Source organism: Chryseobacterium sp. X308, from assembly GCF_020733145.1.
Taxonomy (GTDB): Bacteria; Bacteroidota; Bacteroidia; order Flavobacteriales; family Weeksellaceae; genus Chryseobacterium; species Chryseobacterium cupriresistens.
Genome location: NZ_JAJFZH010000012.1, coordinates 1 through 20,270, shown reverse-complemented (window position 1 = coordinate 20,270; position 20,270 = coordinate 1). Strand labels below are relative to the sequence as shown.

The 20,270-nt window shown below is 36.1% G+C and carries 21 protein-coding genes; 8 read left to right on the top strand and 13 right to left on the bottom strand.

Translation table 11 applies throughout. From position 1 onward, the window contains the following. The first annotated feature begins 43 nt into the window (after positions 1-43). Entirely contained in the window at positions 44-337 is a 294-nt protein-coding gene (locus tag LIV57_RS13740) for a TM2 domain-containing protein (RefSeq protein ID WP_227943017.1), read from the top strand. Positions 338-413: 76 nt separating this feature from the next. Here LIV57_RS13740 and hemB read toward each other — a convergent pair whose 3' ends face one another. Further along, a complete protein-coding gene (hemB, locus tag LIV57_RS13735; RefSeq protein WP_062674069.1) occupies positions 414-1,403 on the bottom strand; it encodes a porphobilinogen synthase in 990 nt (329 codons plus the stop codon). 118 nt (positions 1,404-1,521) lie between these two features. On the opposite strand from hemB, the gene LIV57_RS13730 reads away from it, so the two are divergent. The 3 genes from LIV57_RS13730 to LIV57_RS13720 all read left to right on the top strand — a co-directional run bounded on the left by LIV57_RS13730 (position 1,522) and on the right by LIV57_RS13720 (position 4,208). Then, the gene (locus tag LIV57_RS13730; protein ID WP_110009998.1) at positions 1,522-1,872 is read left to right on the top strand and encodes a T9SS type A sorting domain-containing protein; all 351 of its coding nucleotides are present in this window, start codon (positions 1,522-1,524) and stop codon (positions 1,870-1,872) included. Between the two features lie 109 nt (positions 1,873-1,981). Then, positions 1,982-2,893: an ABC transporter ATP-binding protein gene (locus LIV57_RS13725; protein WP_227943016.1), complete on the top strand. Its 912-nt coding sequence runs from the start codon at positions 1,982-1,984 to the stop codon at positions 2,891-2,893. Between the two features lie 4 nt (positions 2,894-2,897). Next, positions 2,898-4,208: an ABC transporter permease gene (locus LIV57_RS13720; protein WP_202840989.1), complete on the top strand. Its 1,311-nt coding sequence runs from the start codon at positions 2,898-2,900 to the stop codon at positions 4,206-4,208. 105 nt (positions 4,209-4,313) lie between these two features. On the opposite strand, the gene LIV57_RS13715 is transcribed toward LIV57_RS13720, so the two are convergent. The 9 genes from LIV57_RS13715 to LIV57_RS13675 form a co-directional block, all read right to left on the bottom strand. Further along, positions 4,314-4,985: a porin family protein gene (locus LIV57_RS13715; RefSeq protein WP_202840991.1), complete on the bottom strand. Its 672-nt coding sequence runs from the start codon at positions 4,983-4,985 to the stop codon at positions 4,314-4,316. Positions 4,986-5,000: 15 nt separating this feature from the next. Further along, positions 5,001-5,873, bottom strand: a complete 873-nt coding sequence (gene sucD / locus LIV57_RS13710) for a succinate--CoA ligase subunit alpha (protein ID WP_002977143.1) — start codon at positions 5,871-5,873, stop codon at positions 5,001-5,003. A gap of 90 nt (positions 5,874-5,963) precedes the next feature. Beyond that, the gene (locus tag LIV57_RS13705) at positions 5,964-6,866 is read right to left on the bottom strand and encodes an LpxD N-terminal domain-containing protein (RefSeq protein WP_062674061.1); all 903 of its coding nucleotides are present in this window, start codon (positions 6,864-6,866) and stop codon (positions 5,964-5,966) included. 67 nt (positions 6,867-6,933) lie between these two features. Then, positions 6,934-7,500 (bottom strand): elongation factor P, encoded by a 567-nt coding sequence (gene efp / locus LIV57_RS13700; protein ID WP_002977139.1) that lies wholly within the window; start codon positions 7,498-7,500, stop codon positions 6,934-6,936. A 17-nt stretch (positions 7,501-7,517) separates the two neighbouring features. Beyond that, complete coding sequence (locus LIV57_RS13695) at positions 7,518-8,189, bottom strand: hypothetical protein (RefSeq protein WP_227943015.1); 672 nt, start codon at positions 8,187-8,189, stop codon at positions 7,518-7,520. Then, on the bottom strand, positions 8,189-8,983 hold the full coding sequence (lpxA, locus tag LIV57_RS13690) for an acyl-ACP--UDP-N-acetylglucosamine O-acyltransferase (protein ID WP_076596575.1): 795 nt from the start codon (positions 8,981-8,983) through the stop codon (positions 8,189-8,191). Before lpxA ends, LIV57_RS13695 begins: the two co-directional genes overlap by 1 nt. Beyond that, entirely contained in the window at positions 8,984-10,381 is a 1,398-nt protein-coding gene (locus LIV57_RS13685) for a bifunctional UDP-3-O-[3-hydroxymyristoyl] N-acetylglucosamine deacetylase/3-hydroxyacyl-ACP dehydratase (RefSeq protein WP_110010003.1), read from the bottom strand. Next, positions 10,374-11,405, bottom strand: coding sequence for a UDP-3-O-(3-hydroxymyristoyl)glucosamine N-acyltransferase (gene lpxD, locus LIV57_RS13680; RefSeq protein WP_110010004.1), 1,032 nt, complete (start codon positions 11,403-11,405; stop codon positions 10,374-10,376). The genes LIV57_RS13685 and lpxD overlap by 8 nt, the downstream gene beginning before the upstream one ends. A gap of 71 nt (positions 11,406-11,476) precedes the next feature. After that, the gene (locus LIV57_RS13675; protein ID WP_227943014.1) at positions 11,477-12,703 is read right to left on the bottom strand and encodes an HD domain-containing protein; all 1,227 of its coding nucleotides are present in this window, start codon (positions 12,701-12,703) and stop codon (positions 11,477-11,479) included. A 237-nt stretch (positions 12,704-12,940) separates the two neighbouring features. Between LIV57_RS13675 and LIV57_RS13670 the strand changes: the two genes are divergently transcribed. The 4 genes from LIV57_RS13670 (at position 12,941) to LIV57_RS13655 (ending at position 17,607) form a co-directional block, all read left to right on the top strand. Continuing rightward, a complete protein-coding gene (locus LIV57_RS13670; protein ID WP_227943013.1) occupies positions 12,941-14,581 on the top strand; it encodes a S41 family peptidase in 1,641 nt (546 codons plus the stop codon). 132 nt (positions 14,582-14,713) lie between these two features. Continuing rightward, positions 14,714-16,258: a bifunctional response regulator/alkaline phosphatase family protein gene (locus LIV57_RS13665; RefSeq protein WP_110010007.1), complete on the top strand. Its 1,545-nt coding sequence runs from the start codon at positions 14,714-14,716 to the stop codon at positions 16,256-16,258. 118 nt (positions 16,259-16,376) lie between these two features. Beyond that, positions 16,377-16,754, top strand: coding sequence for an MliC family protein (locus tag LIV57_RS13660; protein ID WP_227943012.1), 378 nt, complete (start codon positions 16,377-16,379; stop codon positions 16,752-16,754). 88 nt (positions 16,755-16,842) lie between these two features. Beyond that, the gene (locus LIV57_RS13655) at positions 16,843-17,607 is read left to right on the top strand and encodes an exodeoxyribonuclease III (RefSeq protein WP_227943011.1); all 765 of its coding nucleotides are present in this window, start codon (positions 16,843-16,845) and stop codon (positions 17,605-17,607) included. A gap of 63 nt (positions 17,608-17,670) precedes the next feature. Here the strand turns inward: LIV57_RS13655 and LIV57_RS13650 are convergent, their stop codons facing one another. The 3 genes from LIV57_RS13650 to LIV57_RS13640 all read right to left on the bottom strand — a co-directional run bounded on the left by LIV57_RS13650 (position 17,671) and on the right by LIV57_RS13640 (position 19,912). Then, positions 17,671-18,042, bottom strand: a complete 372-nt coding sequence (locus LIV57_RS13650; RefSeq protein WP_227943010.1) for a septal ring lytic transglycosylase RlpA family protein — start codon at positions 18,040-18,042, stop codon at positions 17,671-17,673. Positions 18,043-18,610: 568 nt separating this feature from the next. Continuing rightward, positions 18,611-19,321, bottom strand: coding sequence for a hypothetical protein (locus LIV57_RS13645; RefSeq protein WP_227943009.1), 711 nt, complete (start codon positions 19,319-19,321; stop codon positions 18,611-18,613). Positions 19,322-19,342: 21 nt separating this feature from the next. Then, on the bottom strand, positions 19,343-19,912 hold the full coding sequence (locus LIV57_RS13640) for a hypothetical protein (protein WP_227943008.1): 570 nt from the start codon (positions 19,910-19,912) through the stop codon (positions 19,343-19,345). Between the last annotated feature and the right edge of the window lie 358 nt (positions 19,913-20,270).

Below are 20,270 nucleotides of genomic sequence, written 5' to 3'. Positions count from 1 at the left end.
CTACTCATCGTAAAACATATCAATCAATTATAAATAGTAAGCAATGGAAAATTACGGATATACAAAAACAGAAAATGTGCAAAACCAGCAAAGCAATGTTCCCTACCGTTCAGAAAAGAAAATCCCGGCCGCTATATTGGGAATTCTTGTGGGATGGCTGGCTTTAAATAAATTTTATCTTGGATATACGAAGGAGGGAATTATTCAGCTGCTTCTGAATGTTGTTACTTTCGGAGCGGCCTCCATTATTCCTTTTATAGAAGGCATTTTATATCTTTTTATGAGTGATAAACAGTTTGACGATACCTATGTGTATGGGAAAAAAGGCTGGTTATAAGAATTAGGGGCACCATCATAAAAATTCCGGCTGTTCTGAAAAGAACAGCCGGAATTTTATTTTAATACATGTGATCTTATTTATTCAGTAAGATAGCTGCTTCTTTTGCAAAATAAGTAAAGATCATATCTGCACCAGCTCTCTTGAAACAGGTCAAGCTTTCAATGATCGTTTTGTCATTATCCAGCCAGCCGTTTTGAGCCGCTGCTTTTACCATGGCATATTCTCCGCTTACATTGTATACTGCAATCGGAAGATCAATGGCTTCACGTACTTTGGAAACGATATCCAGGTAAGGAAGTCCTGGTTTAATCATAATCACATCTGCTCCTTCATCTATATCTTTAAATACCTCATTCAGGGCTTCGCGTGAGTTGTGGAAATCCATCTGATATGTTTTTTTATCTTTCGGAATTTCCATATCATCTTTCGGAGCACTGTCTAAAGCACTTCTGAAAGGGCCGTAGAAAGAACTTGCATATTTGGCAGCATAACTTACAATTCCTACATCTGTAAATCCGCTTTCTTCCAAAGCTTCACGAATGACCATTACTCTGCCATCCATCATATCACTTGGTGCTACAAGATCTGCTCCCGCTTCTGCATGAGATACTGACATTCTTGCCAGTGCATCATTGGTAGCATCATTTACAACTTTTCCGTTTTCAATGATCCCGTCGTGTCCGTAGATTGAATAAGGATCTAAGGCTACATCCGGCATTACAATCATTCCCGGAACGGCATCTTTGATTGCTTTGATGGTATTCTGCATCAATCCGTCTTTGTTCCAGGCTTCTTTTCCTGTGTTGTCTTTCAGATGTTCTGACACTTTCATGTACAAATTGACAGCTTTTACCCCCAAAGAAAATAATTCCTTACATTCCTTCACTGTTAAATCTATACTCCGCCTGAAAATTCCCGGCATAGACGGGATTGCCTCCTGCTTGTTTTCGCCCTCCATTACGAAGATCGGCATTACAAAATCATCAGTTGTAAGCACATTTTCTCTTACCAGACTTCTGATAGATTCATTAACTCTAAGTCTTCTATTTCTTGAATGTATCATTTTGGAATACTTTTTGAATAAGTTTCTACAAATTTAATATAAGTTCTGCAAAAAACTATTGTACGAAATTGCAGAATGTATTACATTTGTTTAATATATTCGAGAAATTATAAATTTGATGAAAAAACTTTTACTTTTATTTCTATTTGTAGGCACTTTTGTTGGATTTTCCAACAATTTCAAAGCTCAGCTTAGAGAGCCGGGTTCCACCACTCAAAAGGCGGATGACGGTGTATTGCTTGCCTATCCAAATCCTGCAAAGGATTTCCTTATTATTAAGGCAAAAGATTCTTCTTTAAGAATCAAAAGCGTGACTTTTTATTCAATTTTGGGTATGCAGGTCGCTAATTATACGGTGAATATGAATTCCGGAGAGATTAATATTGAAAAATTAAAACCCGGAAAATATATGATCCGATATATTTTAAGTGACAATACACAGAAAGTTACTCAAATCGTGAAACAATAAATTAAAATCCTGATAATCATCAGGATTTTTTCTTTTTACATTAATTCTGTTTTAATATTTCCGTAACTTTCGGGACTTTTTCATACTAATAGTAAAAAGAAACGATTTAATGCTAAAAGCTGAACATATTAAAAAGACCTATAATGCCGGAAAAAAGGTCGCCCTGGATGATTTCAGCATCCATGTCCCTAAAGGCAGTATTTATGGCCTTTTAGGTCCTAACGGAGCCGGAAAAACTTCTTTTATCCGCATCATTAACCAAATTACTCAGGCAGATTCTGGTGAAATCCATATCAATGGCCAAAAGCTTAATCCAGGTCATATTAAAGATATTGGCTATATGCCTGAAGAAAGAGGACTGTACAAAAACATGACGGTTGGTGACCAGATCCTATATTTCGGGGAACTGAAGGGAATGAGCAAAAGTGATGCTCTGAATGAAGCCAAAAAATGGTTTGAAAAACTGAACATCGACCAATGGTGGAAGAAAAAGCTTTCCGAACTTTCTAAAGGAATGGCTCAAAAAATCCAGTTTGTAGTTACTGTTCTTCACAGGCCCCATTTATTGATTCTTGATGAACCTTTTTCAGGTTTTGATCCTGTGAATGCCAATTTAATCAAAGATCAGATCATTGATCTTAAAAATAACGGAACGACCATCATTCTTTCTACCCACAGAATGGAAAGTGTAGAAGAAATGTGTGATTATGTTGCGTTGATCAACAATTCAAAGAAGATTATTGACGGAAGGGTTTTTGACGTAAGGGAAAGATTCAAGAAAAATATTTTTGGGATTACGCTTTCTGAAGTAAGCAATGATCAGTTTGAAAATTTCAGAAACAAATATGAGATCTTCAATTTATCCAATGAAAACAATCTTGTTTCTTTTGACCTGAAAAATGAGGAGAGCCAGAATAATGTTCTTCTTGATCTTGTACAGGTAGGTAAAGTGAGATCATTCGACGAAAGAATACCAAGTATGAATGAAGTGTTTATTAATGCTGTAAGTAACCATTCTTAATTTTATGAATAATATTTTTTTAATTACCAAGAGAGAGTTTCTTACCCAGGTTAAGAAAAAATCCTTTATCATATTGACTCTGCTTGCCCCTGTCTTGATTATTGCTTTCGGAGCAGTGGTAGGGCTAATGTTTAAGGCGAATGAATCGCATAGTATCATAGAAGTGGTTGATAAGAGCGGCTTGTTTACCAATCAGCTTCAATCAAATGATAAATTAAGCTATGTTTTTGTTTCTGCAGCGGATGAAAAGTCCAAGATTAACAATCTAAAAGGGAATGAATCTCTCGATGGCATCCTGATTCTTCCGCAGCTGAAAAACCAGAATTTTGATGAGCTTGAAAAGGAAACCAGACTGATTATCAACAGTAAAATAGGGTTTGACACAAAACAGAGAATTGTATCTGATATCAGTAATGTTGTCCGAAAAGAAAAGATCAAGCAGCTGGGTATTCAGGAAACTCAATTAAACGATCTTGATAAAAACTTTAGCTTAAAAACCATCAACGTTACGGATAATAACAAAGAGGACTCGGATCTTGTTTTCGGGGTGAAATCCGGATTGAGTATGGTACTGATGTATGTTACTTTTATGTTCATCATTATTTACGGGGTAAGGGTGATGAGAAGTGTACTTGAAGAAAAAAACAACCGTGTTGTAGAGATCATTATTTCTTCTGTAAAACCTTTTGAACTGATGATGGGTAAAATTCTGGGAGTAACCATGGTTGCACTGACCCAGTTTCTGATCTGGATTACCATGTCTGTTATTGGTGCATTGGTACTCAATACAGGGTTCTCTCCTCTTCAGAAGAATATTCCGGGGGGAAATGAGGAGATGGCAAGTAAACTGGATATGGGACAGCTTGCTACCCAGATTTCTCACAGCCTGCTGGAGTTGAACTTCCCGCTCATCATTTTTGTATTCATCGTATTTTTCCTTTTAGGATATATCTTCTATAGTTCTATTTATGCAGCCATTGGGTCTGCAGTGGATAACGAAACAGAAACCCAGCAGTTTACTTTATTTGCTATTTTACCGCTGACATTAGGTATGTATGGAAGCTTTACATTGATGAACAATCCGGAAGGTCCTTTAGGCTTCTGGTTATCCATCATTCCATTTACTTCACCGGTTGCTATGATTGCGAGAATTCCATTTGGAGTTCCTGCATGGCAGATTGCATTGTCTATTACATTATTGCTGGTAACTACTATTTTCATGATCTTCCTTGCCGGAAAAATCTATCGTGTAGGAATTTTAATGTATGGAAATAAAGCTACGTTAAAAGAGCTTTGGAAGTGGATTAAAGGGTAATGGCTAAATAACGGAAAAGCTGAAAACGCTGATTGATTTGCCAACTGATATAAAATAAAAATCCCGGAAACTGCGTTTCCGGGATTTTTTATATTCTGAAATATTCTATTTGAATATATAGCTTAAAGTAAGTGCAATTACCTGTTCTGATTTTTTCTTATCAGTACCTTTGGTTTCTTTAGCAAGACCAGGATAAGTATCGCTTAGGCCTAAGTCATATTTTACCGCTACTTCAAGTTGTCTTTTGTAGCTATATCCTACGCCCAGACCAAGTCCCCAGTTAAAACTGTTCGCCTTACCGTTTACGCCTGCCGGCTGGTTAGGATCAGTAACATCGGGATCATAATAAGGTCTGCTTACAGGAGCGTCTTTAACGTTCTGGCTCAGCAAGAAGTTAAATCTAGGTCCTATCAATCCAAAGAATTCTGATTCTGCTTCAGAAAAATATCCTTTGAAATAAAGAGGCACACTCAGGTAGTTATTAGCATATAATGCGTCATAACCACTTACACCTTTAGCATCTTTATCTTTTCCTGTTTCTCCTGCACCATAATACAGAACTTCAGGTTGAATAAAGAATTGGTTTGCCTTTCCTACGGGAATCAATGCCAAAGCTCCAGCCTGGAAAGTGTATCTTGGGCCTGAAGGATTATGGGCGTTAGATACTCTGGAGTAGTTTAAACCTCCTGTCACTCCAAATCTTGTACTTTTCCACTGCACTTGAGCAAATGATAAAGCAGAAAGCATTAAAGCTGAGGCTAATAAAAGTTTTTTCATATGTTTGGTTTTATATTATCCTAGAATTTTAGCTACAGTAGCACCAATATCAGCAGGAGAATCAACAACGTTGATACCGTTTTCTCTCATGATTTCCATCTTTGCCTGAGCTGTATCTTCAGCACCACCTACGATAGCACCAGCGTGTCCCATTGTTCTTCCTTTTGGAGCAGTCTGTCCGGCGATGAAACCTACAACCGGCTTAGTAGATCCGCTTGCTTTGTACCATCTTGCAGCTTCAGCTTCAAGACCTCCACCGATTTCACCGATCATTACAACAGCTTCAGTTTCAGGATCGTTGATGAATAGCTCTAATGCTTCTCTTGTCGTTGTTCCGATGATTGGGTCACCACCGATACCGATTGCAGTAGAGATACCGTAACCTGCTCTTACTACCTGGTCAGCAGCTTCATAAGTAAGCGTTCCTGATTTTGAAACGATACCTACTTTTCCTTTTTTGAAAACGAAACCTGGCATAATACCAATTTTAGCTTCTTCAGAAGTAATGATTCCAGGGCAGTTTGGTCCGATTAATCTGCAGTCTCTGTCAGCGATGTAAGATTTTACTTTTACCATATCAGCTACAGGAATACCTTCAGTAATACATACAATTACTTTGATTCCTGCTTCAGCAGCTTCCATGATAGCGTCTGCTGCGAATGCCGGTGGTACGAAAATGATACTTACGTTTGCTCCTGCTTTTTCAACAGCGTCAGCTACTGTATTAAATACCGGCTTTCCTAAGTGCTCGCTACCTCCTTTTCCTGGGGTAACACCACCTACTACGTTTGTTCCGTATTCAATCATCTGACCAGCGTGGAAAGTTCCTTCGTTCCCTGTAAATCCTTGTACAATTACTTTAGAATCTTTGTTTACTAAAATTGACATTTTATTGTTGTTTTAATTTATTTATTATTTTATTAATGCTCACAAATTTACTCAAATTTCTTTGATTTTGGATAAAACCTTTGGAATTGTTTATTTGAGATTTCTCAGTTTTACTTCTTTTTTCAGATAAGTTTTAAAATCTTCTGCAAACATCCCGATATAGGTTCCTTTTTCAAGATCTCTGTTGACGCCGGTTTTTCCCAGAAGCACGGATCCTGACTCAATTTTATTGCCGGAAGCAATTCCTACCTGTCCCCATAAAGTCACCTCATCTCCAATGATACAGCATCCTGCAATTCCTACCTGAGAAGCAATCAGACATTTTTTTCCGATAACGGTATCATGTCCGATCTGAATCTGGTTATCCAAAACGGAGCCTTCTCCAATGATGGTAGAGTCTGTAACTCCTCTGTCAATGGTACAGCCGTTTCCAATCTCCACATTGTTTTCAATAACAACATTTCCAACAGAAATCAGACGGTCAAAATTTCCATTTAATTTTCTGTAATAAAATGCATCACCTCCTAAAACGGTGTTGGACTGAATAATTACGTTATCTCCGATTTCCGTACGGTCACCAATGACAACATTAGGAAAGATTAAGGTATTTTTCCCGATTTTCACATTGTTCCCGATTACTGCCGAAGAATGGATTTTGGTTCCCTCTCCTATTTCAACATCGTGTAGTTCTTCCGTGAAATTATAGATTCTGGTAAAATGGGTATTGATTTTATTAAAGTCTCTGAAAGGATCATCAGAAACCAAAAGCGCTTTGCCTTCCGGGCAATCTACTTCTTTATCAATTAAAATAATAGTAGCTGCAGAGTTTAATGCTTTGTCGTAATATTTAGGGTGATTCACAAAAACAATATCACCTGGTTTTACCATGTGAATTTCATTGGTGCCCAATACTTCGAAATCTTCAGGCCCTACAAATGCTGAGCCTATTAAATCTGCAATGGTTTTAAGCTTTTGCGGAGAATGGAATCTCATAACAATAGATTTTCTTATAAAACAAAATTCGGAGTGCTGATGCAAACCGAATTTATGTAAATTTTATTTATTCTTTTACTCTTTCTAAGTAGCTGCCGTCTTCAGTGCTTACTTTAATTCTGTCTCCCGGTTCAATGAACAAAGGAACCATTACTCTTGCTCCTGTTTCAACGATTGCGTTTTTAAGAGCATTGGTTGCTGTGTTTCCTTTTACACCCGGATCAGCTTCGATAACATCAAGGTATACTGATTGTGGAAGTTCAGCAGAAAGTGGAGTTTCATCAGCTTCTTTCAAAATGATAGTCACTTCTTCACCCGCTTTCATAAACTGAGAGTTCTCAATCATTTCTTTGTTGATGTATAACTGAGAGAAATCATCATTGTTCATGAAGTGGAATCCGTTCTCATCATCATACAGATACTGGAATTTTCTGGTGATTACTTTTACTTCATCAATTTTGTGTCCTGCAGAGAAAGTATTATCAATTACTTTACCGTTCGTCACTGACTTTAATTTTGTTCTTACGAAAGCAGGTCCTTTTCCCGGTTTTACGTGAAGAAACTCGATTACTTTATAAATATCATTGCTATATTCGATGCATAGCCCTTTTCTGATATCGTTACTTGTTGCCATTAATATATTATATTCTTTTATTTATTATTCTCTTTATTCACCAAATCAATTATATCCTCTAAGTAATACTGATTGGTCTTTAGTTTTGAAATGACTTCAGGATCATTATCTGTGAGCTTCACAATAAGTTTTGTATCTACTACCAATCCGAAGCTGACATCTCTTTTATCAGAGGTATTATTTGATTTTTCAATATCAATCAAAAGAACCTTGTAAGAATTTCCTTTTTTATCCTTCCATGCAAACTTAGGAGTCAGCCCTGCATTTAAAGCACCTCCCAGTAAACCTCCTCCATAAGGATTATTGTATGAAATTGCTTTTTTATCTTTTACTTCATCAAGATAGATCAGAAAATATTTCTTCCCAATTACATGGACTCTTGCAAATGTATCAAAAGAATAGATATACGCTGCATAGGTCATACTAAAATACAGATTATCCTGATACTTCATCAGCCATGCTCTATTCTCCTTTTTTGCTTTTTTATCCGTATCTGTATATCTGAATGGAGATATTTTGATGTAATCTTCATTCTGACTTTTTACTTCTGCATAAACACTGGGTTTAGCAAGGCTGTCTTTTTTATAGTCCGAAAAGCCGTAATAGAACTCCATACCTGTTATTTTCTGGTTCTGGGACAGGTAAAAATGGGAAATTGCCAGTACAAAAAGGAAAGACAATTTTTTCATCAGTTACTCTCTTTACCGGTTCCGTATCCTTTTACGATACCTCTTGGTGAGTTTTGAATAAACTGCAAGATCTCATCTCTTTCAGCCGTTGGAAGCATTTCTTTTTCAATATGGGAAATAGCCTGTGAAACGTTCATCTTCATCTGGAAGATGGCTCTGTAGATTTTCTGGATTTCAAAAATTTTTTCATTGGTAAACCCTCTTCTTCTTAAACCAACAGAATTGATACCGGCATAAGACATAGGCTCTCTTGCTACTTTTACGTAAGGCGGAATATCTTTTCTTACCAGAGTACCTCCGGAAATCATGACATGTTTTCCGATTTTACCGAATTGGTGAACTGCTGATAAACCTCCCATTACAGTATAATCTCCAATCTCCACATGGCCTGCAATACCACAACCGTTTACAATGATAACGTGATCTCCGATAACACAATCATGGGCAATATGTGAGGTAGCCATAATAAGGCAGTTCGCTCCTATTTTAGTATATCCCAAAGCCTTTGTCCCTCTGTTTACGGTAACACACTCTCTGATTGTGGTATCATCACCGATAATTACCTGGGTATCTTCACCATCAAATTTCAGATCCTGGGGAATTGCAGAGATTACAGTACCAGGAAAAATCCTACAGTTTTTTCCTATTCTTGCGCCATCCATAATGGTTACATTAGGACCAATCCATGTTCCTTCTCCAATTTCTACGTCCCCTGCAATGGTAGTGAAAGGTTCTACGATTACATTTTTGCTGATTTTCGCACGTTTATCTACGGCTGCTAATTGATGAATCATTTAATCAACTTTATTTTTTGCAACTTGAGCCATAAGCTCTGCTTCTACTGCTACAGTGTCTCCAACATATCCATACCCCTGCATATGAACAATTCCTCTTCTGATAGGCTCTATCAATTCAATTTTGAATATAAGTGTATCCCCCGGAATTACTTTTCTCTTGAATTTCACCTTATCAATTTTGATGAAATAAGTAGAATAGTTTTCAGGATCCGGAACGCTGGCCAATACAAGAATTCCTCCTGTCTGTGCCAATGCTTCTACCTGAAGAACTCCAGGCATTACAGGTTCTTTAGGGAAGTGTCCCACGAAGAAAGGTTCGTTCATGGTTACGTTTTTCAAACCTACTACGTGAGAGTCTGAAAGTTCAAGAACTTTATCGATCAATAAGAACGGAGGTCTGTGAGGCATAAGCTTCATAATTCCGTTGATATCGAATACTGGTTCTTTTGTCAGGTCAAAATCCGGAACGTTTTTCTTTTTCTGCAATTTCCACTGGCGGTTTAGTTTTTTCGCAAACTGAGTATTCACAAAGTGTCCCGGTTTGTTAGCAATAACTTTACCTTTTATTTTTACTCCTGCCAAAGCAAGGTCACCGATTACATCCAGTAATTTGTGTCTCGCCGCTTCGTTAGGATAGTTTAAGTTAAGATTGTCAAGAATACCGTTTGGTCTGATCGATACATTATCTTTTCCAAAGGCTTTCTTTAATTTTTCTGTAGTTTCAGGGGTAAGATCTTTATCTACATATACAATAGCATTGGAAATATCTCCACCTTTGATCAAACCGTGATCTAAAAGCATTTCCAATTCATGCAGGAAGCTGAATGTTCTTGCTGATGAGATTTCGTCTTTAAATTCTGAAATATTTTTAAGAGTAGCATTCTGAGTACCTAATACTTTAGTCCCAAAATCTACCATAGTAGTTACCTCGTAAGTATCTGAAGGAATGATTGTGATTTCCGAACCTGTAGCCGGATCACTGTAGGTAAGCACCTCTTTTACAACAAGATATTCTCTTGCAATGGCTTGTTCTGCTACTCCCACACTTTCGATAGCTTCCACAAAGTATTTTGAGGATCCATCCAAAATTGGTGGTTCAGAGGCATCCATTTCTAAAATTGCGTTATCAATATCACAACCAACAAGGGCCGCCAGAAGATGTTCGCAAGTGGTAATTTTTACCCCTAATTTTTCTAATGTAGTTCCTCTTTCGGTTGCTACCACATAATTTACATCAGCTTCTACCTGAGGATGTCCCTCCAAGTCTGTTCTTACAAATACAAAACCTGTATTTTCTTTAGCAGGTTTAATGGTAAGTTTTACTTCTTTACCTGTATGAAGGCCAATTCCAGAAAGAGTTACCTCTTGCTGAAGTGTTTTTTGCATATCACTCATTAGTATTATCTTTTGAGTTATTCTCAAGATTATTTATTCTATTTACAATTCCAGGTAAATTCCTGAAATGAACATAACTCCTTAAATAGTCATTGTAACTGATTGCAGGTGAACCATACAATGTTTCTCTATCGTTAACACTGGAATTCACACCGCTCTGAGCCTGAATTTTCACCTGATTCCCTATTTTAATATGTCCTACAACACCTACCTGACCGCCAATCTGGTTCCAGTCGCCGATAGTAGTAGAACCGGCAATTCCTGCCTGTGCAGCAATGACGTTGTTCTGACCAATTTTCACGTTATGGGCAATCTGAATCAGATTATCAATCTTGGTTCCTTTACCTATTATTGTAGAACCTATCGTGGCTCTGTCAATACTACAGTTTGACCCGATTTCTACATCGTCTTCAATGATTACATTTCCAAGCTGCGGAATTTTCTTGAAGCCTTCAGCCGTTGGCTGGAAACCAAAACCGTCCCCTCCGATTACCGTGTTGGAATGAATCACACAGTTATCTCCAATAATACAGTAGTCGTAAATTCTGGCACCACTGTCTATCTTACAGTTTTTACCAATTTTCACTCCTTTTCCTATATATACATGTGGATAGATCTGTGATCCTTCCCCGATCTTAGCTTTCTCGGAAACATAAGTAAATGCCCCGATATACGCTTTATCTCCTATGACAGCGGTATCATGAATAGATGAACCGTTCTCAATACCTTCTTTTCTTCCCTGCATTTCCTGATATAAATTCATCAGAATCTGAAAAGAAAGATAGGCATCTTTTACAACGATTAAGGTAGGGTTATAATGATTTTTCTCCAGAAGTTTTTCCGAAACGATAATAACAGAGCATTTTGAGCTATCCAAAAAATGAGAAAACCGATCTTGTGCTATAAAAGAAAGATGTCCTGATTCCCCATTTTCAATTGGTGAAACTCCCGTAATAAGTGCATTCTCGTCACCTATTATTTTTCCGTCAATAAAACTTGCAATTTGCGAAGCTGTGAATTCCATATTCTGCAAAGATAAGAAATTCTATAATTTGCAAACATGTTTTAGTTTCAGATCGTAAATTTTAATATTCTTTAAGAGTCCAGTCTTGAGATATCTCTTGGAAACATAAGGATATAGCGGGTCGTCTTATTCACGATTAATCCTGACAAAAGCTGATCTTCCGACTCATGCAGCCTGGTTCTTTTTCCGTTTTTATGCAGTAAATAGATGGGCTGTTTCTCTGCGTGATACGGCAATAATTTTCTTTTAATTTCATGAACCAATTCGTTACCATTATCGATTCCGAAAAATTCATTGCTCTTTTTTATTTTTTCATCAATTATTTTCTGGTCAAACGGATGTGATGAAATAATTGTTTTAGGCAAATTTCTCTGAATTACACATTTACACCAGTATGACAATACAAAATCTTCTGAATTCTGCCATTCTTTCATGGCCTGAATTATATCATTATCATCAAGCTGAGTAAATCTTTCTATATCTTCATCTGTGGCACCGCTCTTTTCACGGTATAAAAAATATTTAAGATTGTCCGTTGCCGGAAGTTCTACACCCTGGGAAATCAAATATTTTGCCCTTTCAAGGATTTTAACCAAAAGAAACTCTGCCAAGGCTGAAGTCTTATGATAATACACCTGCCAGTACATAAACATTCTGGCAGTCAGGAAATTTTCAATGGAATAAATTCCTTTTGCATCAATCACCAGTTCGCCTTCTTCGCAGACATTCATCATAGAGATGATTCTCTGGGTATTAATATTTCCTTCGGAAACTCCTGTAAAAAAACTGTCTCTTTTAAGATAATCCAAACGGTCAACATCCAGTTGGGAAGAGATCAGCTGGTTAAAAAACTTTCTGTGATACTTCCCCTGAAACATTTCAATAGCCATGGATAGTTGGCCTTCAAATTCCTCATTAAGCTTATTCATCAGCAGCAAAGAAAGATTCTCATGATGCCAGTCATCCATCAGCATACTTTCCAATGCGTGTGAAAACGGACCATGACCGATATCATGCATCAAAATGGCCAGCATCGCTCCTTTTTCTTCTTCCTCAGAAATTTTCACTCCTTTCTGCTTCAATGTTTCTAAAGCTGTAAACATCAAATGCATCGCTCCAAGAGCATGATGGAATCTTGTATGGGTAGCTCCTGGAAATATCAGGTTCAGAAGTCCGGTCTGCCCGATTCTTCTTAATCTCTGAAAGTAAGGATGCTCAATGATATCAAATAAAATTTCGTGTGGAATTTTGATAAACCCGTGAACAGGATCGTTGATGATTTTTAGCTTATTCTGCATTGAAACTTCAGTATTAGTAAACAAAGTTAGGCATTTTAAAATTTAGCCTTTTATTAAATTACTATTAAGATTTTGGGATAACATGATTATACACCAAATATTTTTCATCAAAAACATCTTCATATCAACTTCAGAAATTCCTAAATATCTATTTATTATCAATTCGAGATTTTTTGAAAACCTTTTGCGTCTGTTATATTAAAGGATTATCTTTGAGAGAAAACACGGCAACCTTTAATGAGACGCTTCTCACTTTTCCTCTTTTTACTTTTAAGTTTGAACTTTTCCGCACAGATCATCACTGAAACCCAAAAGCTGGAATCTCTTTGCAGGATTTGGGGATTTTTAAAATATTACCATCCCCGTGTAGCAAAGGGAAATCTTAACTGGGATAAGCAGCTTTTTCAAAAAATCAATGAACTTGAAAATATTCATGATAAGCAGTCTCTCAATAGTTTTTATTCTGAATGGATTGAGAGCCTCGGAGAAGTTCCGCCATGCAAAGAATGTTCAGTTAAAGATCAGAAGGTGTATTTCCTTAAAAATTTTGATCTACGCTGGATGGACAATTCACAGATTTTCTCTGATGATGTATCTCAAAAGCTTCGTTATATCGAAAAAAACAGGAATCTTGGAGACAATCACTATGTGGGAAAAGGGGGAAGAAAAATATATTTCAGAAATGAAAAATCCTATGGATCAAAATTTACTTCCACAGCGATTAGTTTACTGGAGCTATTCAGATATTGGAATTACGTGGAATATTTCTTTCCTTATAAATATGAAACCGATCAGAACTGGAATGATGTTCTTACAGAAATGATTCCCAAATTTCTAACGATTGATAATGACGAGAATTTTCACCTGGCATTAGCAGAACTCGTGGCTAAAACGGATGACTCACACGCTTACCTTTCTTCAAAGGAGATTCAGCTTCATCTGTATGGTCAACGAAAAGTTCCTGTAGAATACATTTATGCTGAAGGAAAACTAGTGATTACAAAAGTGAATGACACACGGCCCGGACATCAAAGCCCGCTGCATACCGGAGATGTTATTTATGATATTGAAGGAAAAACTATTCCGCAGATGATCAACAGTTTAGGAAAGTATGTACCTGCCTCCAATTCATGGGGTAAGGTCAGCAAAATAAAAGAAAAGCTGCTTTTCACTAACAATGATTCTGTTTCTTTAAAGATTGAAAGAGAAGGACAAAATATAGAAATAAAAACCAGAACATATCTTAGTAAGAATATTATTCGTGAAAAGAAACCTGTTGTAAAAAAGTGGAAATTGATGGATGATGAAAAGACAACCGGATATGTTAATATGGGGATGATTGAAAAGGATGATCTTAATGAGATGTACAGCAGTTTAAAATCCACAAAATCCATTATCTTTGATCTCAGGAATTATCCAAAACAAACGATTGTACCCTTAAGCTTTCTTCTTCTTCCCAACCCGGTAATCTATTATCAGTTTACTTTTCCTGATACCAGCTATCCCGGCAAATTCTACAGCAGAAAAAATGTGACCGGCAGGAAAAATCCTGAATACTATAAAGGAAATGTCATCGTTTTAGTAGATGAGAATACACAAAGTCAGGCAGAAACCACGACAATGATGTTCAAACAGCATCCGAAAGCTAAAATTATCGGGAGTAATACCTCAGGAGCCAACGGAGATGTCATTATGTTTAAAATTGCTGATCTCAATACACGGTTTACAGGCCTAGGTGCTTATTATCCTGATGGCAGGGAAACCCAAAGAATAGGAATCATTCCCGATATTCTGGTAAAACCAAGTATTGAAGGGATAAAAAACGGAAAAGATGAAGTGCTGGAAAAGGCTTTGGAGTATATAAAAACCACTGATTAAGTGAAGTGAAAATGTGAATTATCCTACGCCATTTTCATTTAACTTATATTTAACTTTTAATCTTTTGAATTTGTGAGATTTTAAAAGGATTTGGTCAACATTTTGATAGAATAACCATGTAAAAAATAAATTATGTCAGAAAAGATATTATGGATCGATGATGAAATAGATTTACTTAAACCTCATATCGTATTTTTAGAAAAGAAAGGTTATCAGGTAACCCCTGTTAACAATGTCAATGAGGCTTTGGAGCTTATGGATTCAGAGAAATTTGCTTTAACACTAATTGATGAAAATATGCCCGGTATTTCCGGTCTGGAGGCAATTCCTATGATTAAGGAAAAAGATAATGCCTTAAAAATCGTCATGGTAACCAAAAGCGAAGAAGAGCACATTATGGAAGAGGCGATCGGTTCCCAGATTGCCGACTATATATTAAAGCCTGTAAATCCCAATCAGATATTACTGTCCTTAAAGAAAAACCTTCAGCAGGATAATCTTGTAGAACAAAAAACGATTTTACAATACCAGCAGGAATTCAGAAACCTTTCCATGGAACTTTCTTATTTGAGAACGTATCAGGAATGGGCTGAGTATTATAAAAAGATCCTTAGCTGGGAAATTAAGTTTGATAAGGTAGCAGACAATGAATTTGCCGATCTTCTGCAGTCTCAGAAGGAAGAAGCCAATATTCAGTTTGCCAAATTCATTGAGAAAAATTATGAAAACTGGCTTACAGATTCAGACAAACCGATGATGAGCCACACGCTTTTCAAGGAAAAAGTGAAGCCTGAAGTAGAAAAAGAGAAGGTTCTTTTACTGATGGTGGATAATCTGAGGTATGATCAGTGGAAAGTAATCGAACCTTTATTTACAAAATACTACAATAAAATATCGGAAGATTATTATTATAGTATTCTTCCTACAGCAACACAATATGCAAGAAATTCTTTCTTTGCGGGATTAATGCCGTCTGAGATAGAAAAGCGTTTCCCTGATAAATGGTTTAATGATAATGAAGAAGGAAATAAAAATGAGTTTGAGCGCGACTTCCTGGAAGATCAGATGAAGAGAATCGGTCTTGGCTCAAAGTCTATGAAGTATCTTAAAGTACTGAACGCTGATTTTGAAAGAAAAATCTATGACGATTTCAACCAGCATAAAAATAATGACCTGCTGGTTATTGTGTACAACTTTATTGATATCCTGTCACACGCAAAAACAGACAATCATATTGTAGACCAGCTGATTCGTGATGATAAGACTTTCCGTTCCCTTACCTTCAACTGGTTTGAAAACTCTTCTTTATTGAAAATCATTAAGGCAGCTGCAGAAAACGGATATAAGCTGGTGATCACAACAGATCACGGAACAGTATATGTTAAAAAGCCAAGTAAAGTGGTAGGAGACAGAGAAACTTCTACGAATATCAGATATAAAACAGGTAAAAGCTTAACGTATGATGACAGTGATGTATGGGCCATTACCAACCCGGAAAAGCTTTTCCTGCCCAAAGGAAATCTAAGTTCGAAATATATTTTTGCTAAAAACAATATATTCCTGGCGTATCCTAAAAATTACAATCATTTTGTTAATTACTATAAAGAAACTTACCAGCATGGTGGAATTTCACTTGAAGAGTGTATTATTCCTATCAGTATTTTAGAACCCAAGTAGTTTTTTTCATAGTTTATTTAATTTTGGGTTTAAAGGCGGAAAAAATCTTGCGATTTTTTCCGCCTCTTTTTTAAGGCACTTATTTTGCATATCAACAGACAACCTTAAATATATATTTATGAAAAAACACATTTTTATTGCAGCAGCATTCTCAGCATTATTTTTAACCTCATGTAATAAAGAAAAGACAACAACAGATTCTACTCCCGCTTCTGTAGACAGTGTTGCATCCAGGCCATCTGATTCAGCAGCTGTTTCAGGTACTCAGGATGAAATTGTAAAAAGTACTTCGAAAGACAAGAACGGGAAAACCCTGGATATGACTTTCAACAATACCAAAAATACGGCTACTGTAGTATTCAACAATGAAACCATTGAGCTTCAGGGACAAAAGCCTGCATCAGGAATATGGTACAAGAATGACCATTATGAACTGAGAGGAAAAGGCGAGGAAATAGAACTGACAAAAGACGGTAAAACAGTTTTTAAAAATTAAAATCACTTACTCAATATATAAAAGTCGGATTTGAAATTCAGAGCCGGCTTTTTTTATTTCCCTACATTTGAAAAAATTTATTTTGTTTATGAGATTAATCACCTACAATGTCAATGGAATCAGGGCGGCTTTTACGAAAGATTTTCTGGGCTGGCTGAAAACTGCCGATCCGGATATCATCTGTATTCAGGAGAGCAAGGCCGGAAACGATCAGATAGACATCGAAAGCCTTGAAAAATTGGGATATCACAGTTATTGGCACTCAGCGGTAAGAAAAGGCTACAGCGGGGTCGGAATTGCCTCAAAAATAAAGCCCAACCATGTAGAGTATGGTTGTGGTATCGAAAGCTATGATAATGAAGGAAGAATCATCCGTGCAGATTTTGACGGATTTTCCGCGATTTCGGTCTATGTTCCTTCTGCATCTAATATTGAGAGGCTGGATTTTAAAATGCAGTTCTGCCATGACTTTCTTGAGTATATCAAAAATTTAAAAAAAGAAATTCCTAATCTTATTATCTCCGGAGACTTTAATATCTGCCACGAGGCTATCGATATTCACAATCCTGTCGGTTTAAAGAATGTTTCAGGGTTTCTTCCTATGGAAAGGGAATGGATGACCAATTTCATCAATGAATGCGAACTGATTGACAGTTTCAGGTTCTTTAACAATGAACCTGACAATTATACATGGTGGAGCTACCGGCAAAACTCAAGGGAAAGAAATAAAGGCTGGAGGCTGGATTATAATTTCACTTCCTATAGTTTAAAGGATAAGCTCAGCAGAGCTGTCATTTTAAAGGAAGCGGTACATTCTGACCATTGTCCTGCTTTGTTGGAACTGGATATATAAAACAGATATCCATACAAAAAGCCAGCTGAATCAGCTGGCTTTTTTTTAATTTAAATCATAAAATTAATCGACAATTTCATATTCGACTGGAATAGTACCATGATTGATATCTCCAATCTCATCGAACGCAGCTTTAGACATATCTAAAGATCTTGATGAATGGTAAGGCCCTCTGTCATTAATTCTCACTATTACCTCTTTACCATTTTTAAGGTTGGTTACCTTAACGTTTGTTCCAAATGGAAGCGTTCTGTTTGCTGCAGTAAACTTTGAGTTATCAAAGATCTCTCCGCTAGCGGTTTTTCTACCGTTAAATCTATCGTGGTAGTACGATGCATAACTTGTTTTTTTCGCATCTAAGGTATTACCTGTAAAAGAGTAAACACCTAGGGTTGAAATCATCATTATGATTACGAGAATGAATCTTTTCATCATTTTGAACTTTTATTGGTTTTGACGGGACAAAAGTATCAGGAATCTTCAGAAAACCCTATTCAATATGTTAAAAACAGTTAACAAAACACTAACAAAAAGTTAACAATCCTTGTAAAGTACTATAAATAGGGGTTTTAAATCATACTGTTAAAAAAAGTTAAAAAAAGACTTAAAAAGTTAACATAATTAACTAATTCTTGCATAATTTAAAAATCATTAATTCAAAGTAAATTGATAATCAATAGTTTACAAAAATAATAAAGTTAAAATAAAACTTCAAAACTACTTTTTAAAATTTTAAAGTCTTAAAATCCAACTTTAGGAAAAACTTTTGTCAGAAGCGCTTTAGCTTCATATGTTGAGATTCAGCGATTGATTTTTAACACCTTTTTATTTTGTTAAAATGTAAAGTCTGATTCATTTATTAGCCCATATTTGATTTCAATTGCTCAAAAAGTGATTTAATCACGATGTATTACCCCGAAAAATAAAAGAACGTCCTTCTCTGTAAAAAGCAAAAAACCAATGATTTCTCATTGGTTTTTATTATATAATGATAAGTATTATATTATTTCAAATATTCTAAAACATAATCATATGTTCCACTTGGATATACTACAGACATACTAGGAGAACCTGTAATTGCATTTCCTGCTGTAGTAGCTATTGTATAGGAATATAAACTTCTATCATAAACAATGTTTGTACCTGCTTTATAGATAGTGATTGCATACATTGCTGTCATCCCTGTAGGAGAAGGAATACTAACTGCTGTAGAAGTCCCACTTGCTGTAAAAGTTCCTTTAATTGCATAAACCTGTTTGCTATCTACCAAAGTACCAGTAACAGTTTCAGTGGTAAGTACATTTACTTTACCAGAACCTCCCATTGGTACCCATCTACCGTTGGTAATATTACCTGGGTTACCCGGATTGGAGAAATAATAGAATCCAGGAGCAACAGCTGTTGTTACACCCTGACCTGTTGCTGTATTTCCAGTAGCAGTATTATATACTACCATACCGTCAAAGTCAGAAACAATAACAGTATTATCCATTGGAGAAGTATCAAAAGTAAAAGTAGTTAAATTTGTTCTAGGAAACCCTAAACCTCTACCATAGCTTTGGTTTGCTAATCCTTCAAAATTACTACCATCCATGAAATAGTTTGTATTATTTAGGGCTGATGTAGTGTTCCCATTAGTTATAATTTGGGCATTAACATTTGCACTAAGGAACAATAATACTCCACCTGCTATAGTTAAGAAAATATTTTTCATTTTAATTTATGTTTTTATATATTAATTTCTACCTGAAACAAGATACCAAGTTGTACCGTTACTATAAATCTGTATAGCAGCAATTCCCGTAAGAGAAGTCATACCTTTAGGTGTAGCAACACCGTCGGTACCTGTAAACTGTAAAGTACCACCTGTTTGGTTTCTTATATAAATTGTTCTTCCGTTATAAGCGGTAGGTGTCGGTAAAGTAAGTTGTGTTCCACTGGTAAACTCCCAATAATCAAAATTAGAGTTTGTCCAGTCATAAGCAGTAGAAGCTGCTTGTGCTAAGTTCATTCTGAATGGAGTCGCAGGAGCAGCACCTCCTCCTAAGGTTTTCCATGTACTGGATGGTGCATCATAGTAATAAAACCCAACTGCTGTTACATTTACAGTTTTTGTTGAGGCTGTACCATCTATAGTAGTTACAAAAGTAAGAGCACCATTTTGAGCAGCTGTATACGCAGCATCTTTGGCTGTTAGCTGAGCTCTTGTTAAACGAGGGGCCAATAACGCATCAGGTCTAGCATTGTCAGTAGTGTTTGCTACTACATCTAAAGTCGCGGCAGGTGTGGTTGTGTTAATCCCCACTCGCCCTTGTTGAGCTTTAGAAACAGCCGAAAGGCCAACAAGCATAATTGCTGTTAATAAAAATTTTTTCATAAGTTTTTAAAGATTTTTAATTACATTTTTTTTCATCAATATTTCCAAAAAGAGATGATACATCTCAACTTGTGAACATTAAAATAAAACCAAAGTAATACAATAACTATTTCAATTGACTTTTAGCTTATTTAATGATTAACTTGCTGAAAGCACATGATTTAAAAATATTGCTTCTTGCGCAAATTTAAGCATAATTTTCGATTTTAAATACATTATAAAAGAAAATTAAAAATTCTTAATTACATAAAAAACAATAATCACTTGATTATCAGCGGAATAAAAA